Source organism: Porphyrobacter sp. CACIAM 03H1 (assembly GCF_002215495.1).
Classification (GTDB): domain Bacteria; phylum Pseudomonadota; class Alphaproteobacteria; order Sphingomonadales; family Sphingomonadaceae; genus Erythrobacter.
In genome coordinates this window covers 41494-54170 of sequence record NZ_CP021378.1, presented here as the reverse complement: position 1 = coordinate 54170, position 12677 = coordinate 41494, and the positions used below count along the sequence as shown (strand labels likewise).

Genomic DNA, 12677 nt, shown 5'->3' with positions numbered 1-12677 from the left:
GGCGGTTCTCCGGGCGGGGTCAGAAGGCGAAGCTGGCGATGACGCGGGCGTTGCGCGGCGTGCCGGGCTGCACCCAGAGCTGCGAGAAGGAATTGCTGTACCAGGTGGTGTCGAACAGGTTGTCGACATCCACTCGCAACCGCACGCCTTCGGTCAGCTCGGCTTCCGCGAACAGGCGGGCGAGGGTGTAGTCGGGCAGTTCGAAGGTCGTGCCGACCTCGCCCAGCCGCTCGCTGACGTGCAGCACCCCGCCGCCGAAGCGCACGTCGCGGCCGGCCACTTCCGTCGAATAGGCGAGCTGGACGCTCAGCGTGTGTTCGGGGATGTTGAGCAGCCGGTCACCGGCGCGGATCAGCTTGCCGAAGTCGGGGTCGGCGACGTCGTTCTCGATCTCGGCATCGACATAGGCATAGGACACCCACAGATCGAGGCCGGGGGCGAGCTCTCCCTCGAGGTCGAATTCAAAGCCGCGGCTCTGCGCCTCGCCGCCCGCGACAGTGAAGCCGGCATTGACCGGGTCGGCGACGAGGATGTTGCCCTGCTGGATCGAGAAGACGCTCGCCGTGGCGGTGAGGCGGCCGCTGGCGGCGGCATACTTGATCCCGCCCTCGAGGCTTTCCGACAGGTTGGGATCGAAGGGATTGCCCGTGAAATCCGCGCCCGACAGCGGGCGGTAGTTTTCGCCATAGGTGGCATAGATCGAGATCTCGGGGGTCGCCCGCCACACCGCGCCGACCTGCGGGCTGAAGCGGTTCTCGCCCGCCTCCCGCACCCGCCCGTTGGCACGGTTGGTGAGGCGCTGGTCGTAATCGTCATAGCGCCCACCGACGCGCAGTTCGAAGGTCTCGGAGATACCGACCTGATACTGGGCATAGACGCCGGTCGCGTTCTGCACCTCGACCTGGTTGGTGAGCGGGGCCAGGGTTGCGAGCGGGAAGCGGCCATAGACGGGGTTGAAGATGTCGATCGCCTGAAGCTGCTGCTCGGTCGGGTTGCTCGCCAGCGTCGGCCCGCGCGCCCGCAGGAACACCTGATCGTTCTCGAAGCGGTCGGTATCCGCGCCGATCAGCACGCGGTGGGTGACATCGCCGGTGGTGAAGTTGCCCGCCAATTCGGCGCGGGCGACGAAATAGGTCGCATCGTAATCGCGCAGGCGGCGCTGGCGGGTGAGTGTGCGCCCGTCGCGCAGCAAGCGCTGGCGGCTGGCGGTCAGCTCGGCCTCGGTCGAGGTCCCGAGCAGCGAGGTGTCGCGATAGTTCACCCCGACGAGCGCGCTCCAGTTGTCGTTGAAATCGTGCTGCAGCTCGATCTGGTGGCCGAGCACCTCTGCGACGTTCGGCCCTTCGCCGGGCTCGCCAAGAAAGCGGCTGCGCGGGATCACGCCGAGCTGGCCGTTCACCGCCACGACGCCGCGGTCGAAGGGGACCTCCTGACGGGCATATTCGAGCTCGTAGACGATCCGGGTCGCCTCCCCGAGCTTCACCGCGACCGAGGGCATGAAGCCGTAACGCTCGGTCTCGACCGTGTCGCGGAAAGAGCCTGCGTCCTCGTAGAACCCGGCGAAGCGCACGCCGACGGCATCGCCCAGCGTGGTCTGGAGGTCGGCATCGGCGCGGTAGGTGTCGAAGGAGCCGGCAAGCAGGCGGATCTCGCCCGCACTCTCGAAGCGGGGGCGCTTGGTTACGAGGTTGACCGTGCCCCCCGGCTCGCCGCGCCCGAACAGCGCGGCGCGCGGGCCTTTCAGGATCTCGACCGCCTCGATCCCGGAAAGGTCGCGCGGTCCGGCGAAACCGCGCCCGGCATTGAAGCCGTTGACGAGGTAGTTGCTCGGCAGGTTCTCGTCACCCACGAAGCCGCGCACCGCGAAGCTGTTCCACAGCCCGCCGAAATTGTTCTGCCGCGCGACCGAGGCCGCAAGGTCGAGAGCGGAATTGAGGTCGAGCGCGTTGATGTCGCGCAGCTGCTGCGGGCCGATCACCTGCTCGGCCTGCGGCACCTCGAGCGGTTCGAATTCGCCGCGATAGGCCGGGCGGGTGGCGGTGATCAGGATGTTGTCCTGGGTTTCGCTTTCGCTGGCAGTGTCGGCGCTGTCTTCCGCAGCGAGCGGGGCATGGATGAAGGGAAGCGCGGCACCCGAAAGGGTGAGCGCCAGCAGGGCACGGCTCTTGGTCATGACAGGTCCGGACGAAAGGGATGGGAAGGTCGCATGGCGAGAGCCATGAAACTTTATCACATGACCTATGCGCTTCGCCGACCCGAGTCAATCTGCCTTGTCACGGGAGTCCGACCCTCCGCCCGTCCCGCTCGAACGGGCGAGAGGACCGGGGCGGGAATTAGGCCAGTGCCCTCGCGTAGAGCGCCTTGAGGTCCGCCTCGCCGCGCGCGGCGGCGGTGGCGTCGTAGGCGGGGCTGTCGGACACCATCCAGCCGTGATTGCCGGGATAAACGGTGACGATCGCGTCGACATCGGCGGCCTTGGCGGCCTCGGCAAAGGTGGTCTTGTCGGCGGGGTCCTTGGCGTCATCGTCCTGCGCCACAGCGATCAGCAGTGCGGCATCGACTTCGCCGAGGACCTTGTGCGGGCTCATCGGGGCATCGGCGCGCACCAGCCCGCCACCGTGGAAGCTCGCCGCCGCCTTGATGCGCGAAGGCACGGCGGCCGCGCTCCAGACAGTGAAGGGTCCGCCCATGCAATAGCCCTGCGTCCCGATCCCGCGCGCCTGATCGACGCCCTCCTGCCGGTCGAGCCAGTCGGTGATCGCCTTGGCGTCGCGCATGATCGTCTCGGCATTGAGCTTGCCGCGCCACGGACCGACCTTCTGGAAGCCGCCTTGCGCAATGAAGGCGGCGAAATCGGCGAACTGTTCGCCGGTGACGTCGCGGTAATAGGGGTTCACCACCAGCACCGCGTAACCGGCGCCCGCCAGCTTGCGGGCGATGTTGCGCTTGGCCTCGCGGATGCCGGCAATGTCCGGCCACAGGATCACCGCGGGATGGGTGCCGCTTTCGGGCTGGACGAGAAAGCCGTCCATCCGGCCATCGGCGGTCTCGAAATTGACACCGCGCTCCTTGAGGCCGGGGAGGGGCTGGGCCAGGCTCTCGCTTTCACCGCTCGCGCAGGCGGCCAGCGCCGCCGCGCCGGTGAGCGCGCCGAACTGGCGGCGGCTGACAGTCGCCCGCGCCCATTCGGCCAGCTTGCTTTCATCGCACATCGAAATACTCCTCTCGCGCATCCCTCGCCGCGCTGCCGGTTCTGGCCCGGGCGGGCGCGATCCACAAGCGGGAATGGACAAGCCGTTCTGTGCGCGGCAACATGCGACAAAAGAGGCCGGTGCAAGGCCTCAGGGGAGAGCGGGATCGATGGAATTCAAGCGATGGGCGCTGGGGGCTGCGCTGTTGCTGTCAGCAGGCACGCTGGCCAATTGCAGCCAGATTTTCGGTGAAGACGGGAGCGGCGAGGGGATCACCGCCGCGATGCTGGTGTCGGCCGACGGCGATGCCGCCAACTGGATCAGCCACGGGCGCACCTATTCCGAACAGCGCTATTCCCCGCTGGAGGGTATCAACCGGGAGAATGTCGGCCAGCTAGGCCTGGCCTGGTATGCCGACATGGACACCGGCCGCGGGCAGGAGGCGACGCCGCTCGTCATCGACGGGAGGCTCTATCTCACCACGGCCTGGAGCAAGGTAAAGGCCTTCGATGCGACCACGGGCGAGAAGCTGTGGGAGTATGACCCGCAGGTTCCCGGCGAGACCGCGGTCAAGGCGTGCTGCGATGTCGTGAACCGCGGGCTTGCGGCCTGGGGCGACAAGCTGTTCTTCGGCACCCTCGATGGCCGCCTGATCGCGCTCGACCGCGAGAGCGGCAAGGTGGCGTGGGAGACGGTCACCGTCGACCAGTCCAAGAGCTACACCATCACCGGCGCGCCGCGGGTGATCGACGGCAAGGTGATCATCGGCAACGGGGGCGCGGAGTTCGGGGTGCGCGGCTTTGTCGCGGCCTATGATGCCGAGGACGGGGAGCAGCTCTGGAAGTTCTACACCGTCCCCGAAGGCGGGCCGGGCGAGGACGCGCCGGCGCATCTCAAGAAGGCGGCGGCCACATGGAACATGGACGTCCTCGGCGCCAATGACGCGATCGGCGGCGGGGGGACGGTGTGGGATTCGATGGCCTACGATCCCGATCTCGACCTGCTCTATATCGGGGTCGGCAACGGCAGTCCGTGGAATCGCGCCTACCGCTCGCCCGGCAAGGACGGGACAGGGGAGGGGGACAACCTCTACCTCTCCAGCATCGTCGCGATCCGCCCTTCGACGGGCGAGTATGTCTGGCACTACCAGACCACGCCCGGTGAGACCTGGGACTTCACCGCCACCCAGCACATCATGCTCGCCGACATGGAGATCGACGGGAAGCCCCGGAAGGTGCTGATGCAGGCCCCCAAGAACGGCTTCTTCTACGTGATCGACCGCGAGACGGGGCAGTTCATCAGCGCCAAACCCTATGTGACGGTCAACTGGGCGACCGGCATCGACCCCAAGACGGGCCGACCGATCGAGAACCCGGAAACACGTGTCGACAAGACCGGCAAGCCTGCGCTTGTCACCCCCGGCGCGCTGGGCGGCCACAACTGGCACCCGATGGCCTACAGCCCGACCGAGAACCTCGTCTACATCCCGGCCTTCGAGGCGGGGATGATGTATGCCCCCGAGGCCAACTGGAAGCCCGATCGCGCACGCGGCTTCAATGCCGGGTTCAACCTCGGCGCGGGCGACCTGCCGCCCGACGGGGGCTTCCGCAAGCAGGTCGCGGGCACGCTGCGGGGGATGCTGGTGGCATGGGACCCGGTGGCGCAGAAGGCGCGCTGGACGGTCGAGCACCCGGGGCCGTGGAACGGGGGGCTGCTGGCGACCGGCGGCGGCCTCGTCTTCCAGGGCACCACAGGGAGCGAATTCAACGCCTATGATGCTGGCACCGGCAAGAAGCTGTGGAGCTTCGCCGCCCAGACCGGCGTGGTCGCGCCGCCCGTCACCTACACCGTGAACGGGGAACAATATGTCGCCGTGCTGGCCGGCTGGGGCGGGGCCTATGCCCTGTCGGTCGATGGCGACATCATCGCGCGCAAGGCGCCGGTGCGGAACATCTCGCGCCTGCTCGTCTTCAAGCTCGGCGGCACCGCCAAGCTGCCGCCCGAGCCCGCGCTCGCCGACCTGCCCCTCGACCCGCCGCCAAGCACCGCCGCGCCGGAGGTCATCGCCGTCGGGCAGGCCAAGTACGGCCGCTACTGCGCCGTCTGCCACGCGCCGGGCGCGGTCGGCTCGACCGTGCTCCCGGACCTGCGCCGCGCCGGATCACTCGAAAGCGCGCAGGCGTGGAACGCGGTGGTCGAGGGCGGCGCGCTCAAGGACAACGGTATGGCGAGCTTCAAGGGCTCTTTGTCGAAAGACGAGATCGAGGCGATCCGCGCCTATGTCATCAAGCGCGCCAACGAAGACAAGGCGCTGGAGGCGGGGAAGAAAATCGCCCGCCGATAGCGCCCGGCCACAGGGGGCGCACGCCATGACAACACGTATCGCCGCCGCGCTCGCCGCGCTGGCCATCACCGCGCCGCTTGCCGCCGAGCAGGCCCCCGCGCCCGCATCCGCCGCCGCGCCTGCTCAGGCGGGCGAATGGCGCACATTCACGACCGAAGCCTATCGCGGCAAACGGGACTCGGTCAGCTTCGTCGATGCGGACCACGGCTGGTACGGCACCGGCGCGGGCGATCTCTTCGCCACCAGGGACGGCGGCGCGACGTGGGAGAAGGTCGCCAGCCGCCCCGGCACGTTCGTGCGCGCGGTCGGCTTCGTCGACCGGATGAACGGCTTCATCGGCAACATCGGCACCGATTACTACCCCGGCGTCACCGACACGACCCCGCTCTATCGCACCCGCGACGGCGGGCGGACATGGGAGGCGGTCGATACCGGCGCGGCGACCATCAAGGGCGTCTGTGCGATCGACATCCTGCATACCCGCCGCATCTATCAGGGCGAGTTGCAACCGCGCACGGTGATCCATGCCGCCGGCAGGGTCGGCGGGCCGACCGGCATCCTGCGCTCGGTCGACGGGGGCGAGACGTGGAGCGTGATCGACATGACGCCGCACGCAGGAATGATCCTCGACATCAAGTTCTTCGACGAAATGACCGGCCTCGTCTTTGCCGCCACCCATCCCGATCCGGCGCAGGCCGAGGGGCTGGTGCTGCGCACTGAGGATGGCGGCAAAACGTGGAAGGAGGTCTACCGCTCGGGCCGCCCCTTCGAGCTGATCTGGAAGGCCAGCTTTCCCGAAGGCGGCGCCACCGGCTACGCTACCGTACAGTCCTACGATCCCGAACGCGCCACCCAGCTCGTCATCCGCAGCGACGACAGAGGCAAGACCTGGCGCGAGATAGAAATGGCGCAGGACAAGACCGCGCGCCAGTTCGGCATCGGCTTCGTCTCGAAGGACGTTGGCTTCGTCGGCACTGCCGCTGGCGGCTTCGCGACGAAGGACGGCGGCCAGACGTGGGAGCGCGTGCCCATTGCGCGGGCGGCGAACAAGTTCCAGGCCGTACCGACAGGGGCAGGGGTCAGGCTCTACGCCATAGGCACCGAGGTGCAGGCGACCGATCTCCCGCGCTAGCTAGCGAAGAAGTTCAGCTCGAGCAGCACGTTGTTGGGATCGGCGGTGAAGATCTGCCTCAGGCCGATCGCGGGGATGTCGTTGACCCGGTAATCCGCCCCGCGGGCATCGAGCCGTGCCTTCACTTCCTCGAATTCCCCGCAGCGCAGTGCGACATGATGGATCGCGCCGGTTTCGGCGCCGGGCGTCACGGCGCGCTCGAAGGTGCGCGGGCAACCCACCGCGTTGAGGTGCAGGATCGCCTGCCCGCCCGCGTCATACATCCACCGCGCGTTCTCGGGCGTCAGCGGCGGCGGGCCATCGCGCTCCTCGAGATCGAGCAGTTCGGCATAGAAGCGCGCGGTCTCGCCAAGCCGGTCGGTGATGATGTTCACATGGTCGAGGCGCTGGACGATCATGCAGGCCAGAATGCCCCGCCGCGCCCGGCACCGCAATCCGCGAAATGAGCGGGCGCACAGCCCGCCCGGTGATGCCTCACATCGCGGCGGTGACCGCGAAGAGGCCGAGGCCGGAGATCATCAGGCCAGGCGCGAAAGGCACGGTCTTGAAGCGCATCGTCGCCCCCGCCATTCCGACGATCAGCATCGCGATGACGATGAAGGCGAGATATTCGCCCGGGCCTTCGAACCACGGCAGGAAGGCGATGCCGATCTTGACCAGCCCCGCCGGTGCCCGCATCGCGGCGAACAGGGCGAGCCATGTCACCAGACCGCCGATCCAGAACAGCCACGGAAGATCGAGCGGATCGGGCCGGAACAGGCCGATCACGACTCCCGCCACCAGCACCGCGAGGGAGCCCCAGTTCGGCAGCGTCCCGGTGCGCAGGTTGACGACCAGCACCGGCAAGAAAACCACCACCAGCGCGATCAGGCGCAGAATTTCCCATGACAGTGCGGGCATGAACGATCTCCTTGCCCCGGCAATGCCATTAACCATTTAACATAGTGTGAAAGCGGCTTCTTCCGGCCTAGCCGCGGAACACCACCGTGCGCCCGCCATTCATCAGCACGCGCTCGGCCGCGAACAGCCGCACCGCCTCGGCGAGCACGCGGCGTTCGATGTCGCGGCCCTTGCGCACCAGATCCTCCGGGCTGTCGGCATGGGTGATGCGCTCGACATCCTGGTGGATGATCGGGCCTTCGTCGAGATCGGCCGTCACGAAGTGCGCCGTCGCGCCGATGATCTTCACCCCGCGCGCGTGGGCCTGGTGATAGGGCCGCGCGCCCTTGAAGCCGGGGAGGAAGGAATGGTGGATGTTAATCGCGCGCCCGGCGAAATGCGCAGAAAGTTCGTCCGAAAAGACCTGCATGTAGCGCGCCAGCACCACCAGCTCGGCACCGGTCTCCTCCGCCAGAGCGCGCAAGCTTGCCTCGGCGGAGGGCTTGGTCTCGGGCGTGACGGGAATGTGGTGGAAGGGGATGTCCCCGATATCCACCCGGATTGCGGCTTCGCGGGGATGGTTGGAGACGATCGCCACCGGATCGATGGCCAGCTCGCCCGTGCGCCAGCGGTAAATCAGGTCGACGAGGCAGTGGTCGAACTTGCTGACCATGATGATGGTGCGGCGCGGGCGATCCTCGCGCGCCATCTTCCATTCCATCCCGAATTCGTCCGCCAGTGCGGCGAAATCGTTGCGCAGCCCGTCTGCGGTCGAACCGTCGGGATCGAAGACCACGCGCATGAAGAAGCGGTCGGTCCCGCCGCTTTCCGCACGGTCGTTGAATTGCTGCGCGTCGAGGATGTTCGCGCCCCGCTCGAAAAGGAAGCCGGTGACCCGCGCGGTGATGCCGGGCCGGTCGGAACAGGCGAGGGTGAGGACGAGGGGCTCGGCCATCTTATCGGGCGAGCGCCGCCTCGCACTGTGCCATCAGCTCGGCGATGATGTCGGCAGCGGGTTCTTCCCTGGTGACCATGCCGACCGACTGCCCGGCCATGACCGAGCCGTTCTCGACATCGCCCTCGATCACGGCGCGGCGCAGGGCACCGGCCCAGAAGTGCTCGATCTGGAGCTGGGCCTCGGCCATGTCGATCCCGCCTTCGTCGAGCAGGGCCGCGACTTCGCGCTGCTTGGCGGTGAATTCCTCGGTGCCCTTGTTCTTGAGCGCGCGCACCGGGATCACCGGCAGGCGCGGGTCGACCTGCACCGAAGCCACCGCCTCGCGGGCCGAGGCGCGGAAGAAGGCCTTCTTGAAATCGGGATGGGCGATGCTCTCGGTCGCGCAGGCGAAGCGCGTGCCGAGCTGGACCCCGGCCGCGCCCATCTCGAGGTAGGAGGCAATCGCCTCGCCCCGGCCGATGCCGCCGGCGACGAAGATCAGGTGCTCGGCCGCGAGTTCGGGCAGGATTTCCTGCGCCAGCACGCTGGTGGAGACCGGGCCGATATGGCCGCCCGCTTCCATCCCCTCGATCACCAGCGCGTCCGCCCCGGAGCGCAGCAGCTTCTTGGCGAGGGCGAGGGTGGGCGCGAAGCAGATCACCTTGATGCCGCTGTCATCGGCCTTGATCGCCTCGACAGAGCCCTTGGGCGGGATGCCGCCCGCGAGCACCACGTGGGTCACGCCATGCTTGCGGCACACTGCGATGAGATCGAACAGCGCCGGGTGCATGGTGATGAGGTTGACGCCGAAGGGGCGGTCGGTGAGCGCCTTGGTCGCGGCGATCTCGGTGTCGAGCAGCTCGGGGGTCATCGCCCCGCAGGCGATCACGCCGAAGCCGCCCGCGTTGCTGATCGCGGCGACGAGGTTGCGCTCCGACACCCAGCTCATCGCGCCGCACAGGATCGCGGTCTCGCAGCCGAGGAAGTCGGTGCCGCGCTGCATGAGCGCGGCGGTCTTGGGATAGGTTTCCATGGAGGGCGCGCTTAGTCGCCCGGCGGCGAATAGACAATCTGCATCGCGCTCGCCGCCTGCTTGGCAAGCTCGACCGCTGCGGGGGCGTCGGCCGCGCGGGCCAGCGCCACGCCCATGCGGCGGTAAGGGCGGGTAACGGGCTTGCCGAAGATCCGCACGTCGGTGTCGCCCAGCGCGAGCGCGTCGGTCAGCCCCTCGAAAGCGAAGGCGTCGCTGTCACGGTCGGCAAGGATCACGGCGGAGGCCGCAGGGCGCGCGGCGATGCTCTCCGGCACCGGCAACCCGAGGATCGCGCGGGCGTGGAGGTCGAACTCGGTCAGGTCCTGCGAGGCGAGCGTCACCATGCCGGTATCGTGCGGGCGGGGGGAAAGCTCGGAGAAGATCACCTCCTCGCCCCGAACGAAGAACTCCACCCCGTAGAGCCCCCAGCCGCGGCCATCGCCTTGCAGCGCCATGACGACCTTGGCGGCCATGTCCTGCGCCTTTGCAAGCGCGGCAGGGCTCATGGCGGCGGGTTGCCAGCTCTCGCGGTAGTCTCCGCGCTCCTGCCGGTGGCCGATCGGAGGGCAGAAGGCGATGCCGCCTGCATGGCGCACGGTCAGCAGCGTGATCTCGTAGTCGAAGGCGATGAACTGCTCGCAAATCACCCTGGCCCGGTCGCCGCGCATGTTGGCGACCGCATATTGCCACGCGGCTTCCAGCGCCTCGGGCGTGTCGACCTTGCTCTGGCCCTTGCCCGAGGAGGACATCACCGGCTTCATTACCAGCGGATAGCCGATGCGTTCTGCGATGGCCTGCGCCTCGGCGTAGCTTTCCGCATAGTCGTATTGCGACGTCACCAGCCCCAATTCGCCCGCCGCCAGATCGCGGATCGCATCGCGGTTCATGGTCAGCTGCGCGGCGCGGGCCGAGGGGACGATGGTGAAGCCCTCGGCTTCCAGATCGGCGAGTATCTCGGTGCGGATCGCCTCGATCTCGGGGACGATCAGGTCGGGGCTGTGCTTCTCCGCCGCCGCCCTCAGCGCCGCGCCGTCGAGCATGGAGAACACCTCGCGGCCGTCTGCCACCTGCATCGCGGGGGCATCATCATAGGAATCGCAGGCGATCACCCGCGCCCCGAGGCGCTTGGCGGACATGACGAATTCGCGGCCCAGCTCGCCCGAACCGAGCAGCAGGATGGTGGCAATGTGGCTCATCGAGGCGGGTTTACCTGCGCCGCACCGCGAGTCCAATCGGGATTACGCTGCCCGGCGGTGCCCGGCCACAGCCACCTGCCGCCCGCCGCCCGCTCGCGCCAGCACCAGCCCAAGTTCGGCTTCGCGCAGCGTCCAGTCGACGGTACATTCGACCCGCGCCAGACCCGCGCTCGCGGTCAGCTGCGGCGCCTTGGCCGAGGCCGGGGCGGCGAGGCCCGCGAAGGTCGCGACCACGTCCTCGGCCCATTCGCGCGCCCCGCGCGAGGTCATCTCCGGAAGCAGCACCGCGAACCGCTCTCCATCGAGCTGGGCAAGCTCGTGCCCCGGCAGGGCCATCGTTTCGAGAAACTTGGCAAAGCCCCACACCACCTCGTCGGCGGTGCGCTGGCCGTAGCGCATCAGCAGCGCGCGCATCCCGTCGACCGCGAAGACCGCGATCATCTGCCCGCCGCCGTGGGCGAGATGGCGCCGCAGACTGGCACAGAAGGCCTGGCGGTTGGCAAGGCCGGTGAGCGGATCGGTGATCGCGCGGGCGTGAAGCTCGCCTTCCAGGCTGCGCAGCTGCTGGATCGAGCGCATCAGGCACAGCGCCCCGTCGGGCGTCCCTGCCTCGTCCAGCATCGGCTTGAGACTGAGCGCGTACCAGCGCTGGCATCCCGTCTCGCGGCAGGTGTCGTGCTCGGGGCAGGCGATCACCGGGAACTCGATCCACCCTGTCTGTCCGCGCCCGGCCAGGGTGGCGGCAACATGTTCGCCAAGGAAGGGGGCATGGTCGCGCTCCGCAAGGTCGGTAATGTGGGGAAGCAGGAGCGCGGCGGAGCAATCGATGCCCAACTCTGATATGTTGGCGGACGCGTGGATGATGAACCCCTGTCGGTCCAGCCTGATCACGATATCGCCGGAGGTCTCCTCCAACAGTCCGTGCAGTACATGCCCTTCGACGTCACTCAGCCCGATTTTCATGCCGACAGTGCCCCAGCGGTCCAACGAAAGATTCGCCAACTCGCTCCTAGTCAGAATTACTTGGTAACTAACGAAACGCGAATAGAAGAAAACTACCCCTGGTTTCCCGGATGCAAAGCATTCAATTGTTAGTTCTGTGAAGTTACTTGACTAAAAAACGAATCGCCTCCGAGTTCCGTTTACCATATTTTCCCAACGGATCAGTCCCTCCAATACGTATTGGGCGCAGTAAGTAGGGGTTTCTAAGCGCGGGAACCACTGCGGATCAAAGTTCTATCATGATCCGGACACCCGCCGGCGAGGTGCCGCAAGCTTCGGCGATGCGATGGCGGCACTCCTCGATCACCGCGTCGATCTCGCGCGAAGCGGGGCCGAGCGACAGTTGGGCGGGATCGACTCCCAGCGCGGCGGCGATCGCGTCGAGCCGTTCGGGCAGAGGGCGGGCCTTACCCTTCTCCCAGGCCCAGACCGTGGGCTTGCTGACCCCGAGCGCGGCGGCGACATCGGCAAGGGTCAGGCCTGCCTCGCGCCGCAATCGGTTGAGCCGGGTGCCGAGCGCATCGCCGCTCGCGAAGGGCTGTGCGGATGCGGCTGGCGCAGGGCTCAGCGTGCGGGTCGGCACGCCCGGAGCGAAGCCCTGCAACTGCGCGGCGGCCAGCGCCGCGGGGCCAATCGCCTCAGCGAAGGCGCAGCCGTAGAGCCGCTCGGATTGCCACACCACGGTCGCGATGACCCCGCCCGCCTCAGGCAGGTTGAGCGCAAGTTGTTCGCCCACGGCAAGGTCGAGGCCGCTTTCGAGCAGCAGCCCTGTCGAGGAGATGTTGTGGATCGTGACGTTCGCTTCGCCCGCGCCCATGACGAAGCCGCTGGTTTCGAGCCGCAGCGCCCGCCGGGGGGCGCTTCGCCCGCCTTCGTCCGGGCTGGGTTGGTGATCGAGGTGTGCCTTTATGGCCATGCTGTGCGACTCCGCGCCCGTAACTGGGCGCGCGCACACTCTGGCCC

General features: G+C 67.8%; 11 protein-coding genes. 2 read left to right on the top strand and 9 right to left on the bottom strand.

The features are described 5' to 3' along the window. Nucleotides 1–19: 19 nt before the first annotated feature. Both CBR61_RS00265 and CBR61_RS00260 read right to left on the bottom strand, forming a co-directional pair. Entirely contained in the window at nucleotides 20–2173 is a 2154-nt protein-coding gene (locus tag CBR61_RS00265) for a TonB-dependent siderophore receptor (protein WP_088912558.1), read from the bottom strand. Nucleotides 2174–2333: 160 nt separating this feature from the next. After that, nucleotides 2334–3212, bottom strand: a complete 879-nt coding sequence (locus CBR61_RS00260; RefSeq protein ID WP_088912557.1) for a dienelactone hydrolase family protein — start codon at nucleotides 3210–3212, stop codon at nucleotides 2334–2336. 148 nt (nucleotides 3213–3360) lie between these two features. Here CBR61_RS00260 and CBR61_RS00255 point away from each other — a divergent pair, with 148 nt between their 5' ends. After that, nucleotides 3361–5535 (top strand): PQQ-dependent dehydrogenase, methanol/ethanol family, encoded by a 2175-nt coding sequence (locus tag CBR61_RS00255; protein WP_088912556.1) that lies wholly within the window; start codon nucleotides 3361–3363, stop codon nucleotides 5533–5535. Between the two features lie 25 nt (nucleotides 5536–5560). Then, nucleotides 5561–6667 carry a WD40/YVTN/BNR-like repeat-containing protein gene (locus tag CBR61_RS00250; protein WP_088912555.1) on the top strand — a complete coding sequence of 369 codons (1107 nt, stop codon included), beginning with the start codon at nucleotides 5561–5563 and terminating at the stop codon, nucleotides 6665–6667. Here the strand turns inward: CBR61_RS00250 and CBR61_RS00245 are convergent. The 7 genes from CBR61_RS00245 to CBR61_RS00215 form a co-directional block, all read right to left on the bottom strand. After that, a complete protein-coding gene (locus CBR61_RS00245) occupies nucleotides 6664–7065 on the bottom strand; it encodes a VOC family protein (RefSeq protein ID WP_088912554.1) in 402 nt (133 codons plus the stop codon). The two genes, CBR61_RS00250 and CBR61_RS00245, sit on opposite strands and share 4 nt — an antisense overlap. 76 nt (nucleotides 7066–7141) lie before the next feature. Then, nucleotides 7142–7567, bottom strand: a complete 426-nt coding sequence (locus CBR61_RS00240) for a hypothetical protein (protein WP_088912553.1) — start codon at nucleotides 7565–7567, stop codon at nucleotides 7142–7144. A 67-nt stretch (nucleotides 7568–7634) separates the two neighbouring features. Beyond that, nucleotides 7635–8501 carry a formyltetrahydrofolate deformylase gene (purU, locus tag CBR61_RS00235; RefSeq protein ID WP_088912552.1) on the bottom strand — a complete coding sequence of 289 codons (867 nt, stop codon included), beginning with the start codon at nucleotides 8499–8501 and terminating at the stop codon, nucleotides 7635–7637. A gap of 1 nt (nucleotide 8502) precedes the next feature. Further along, nucleotides 8503–9516, bottom strand: a complete 1014-nt coding sequence (locus CBR61_RS00230) for an NAD(P)H-dependent flavin oxidoreductase (RefSeq protein WP_088912551.1) — start codon at nucleotides 9514–9516, stop codon at nucleotides 8503–8505. Between the two features lie 11 nt (nucleotides 9517–9527). After that, complete coding sequence (gene purT, locus CBR61_RS00225; RefSeq protein WP_088912550.1) at nucleotides 9528–10712, bottom strand: formate-dependent phosphoribosylglycinamide formyltransferase; 1185 nt, start codon at nucleotides 10710–10712, stop codon at nucleotides 9528–9530. A gap of 42 nt (nucleotides 10713–10754) precedes the next feature. Next, nucleotides 10755–11603 (bottom strand): GGDEF domain-containing protein, encoded by an 849-nt coding sequence (locus CBR61_RS00220; RefSeq protein ID WP_157696448.1) that lies wholly within the window; start codon nucleotides 11601–11603, stop codon nucleotides 10755–10757. 337 nt (nucleotides 11604–11940) lie between these two features. Beyond that, a complete protein-coding gene (locus CBR61_RS00215) occupies nucleotides 11941–12630 on the bottom strand; it encodes a helix-turn-helix domain-containing protein (protein WP_088912548.1) in 690 nt (229 codons plus the stop codon). Nucleotides 12631–12677 lie beyond the last annotated feature (47 nt).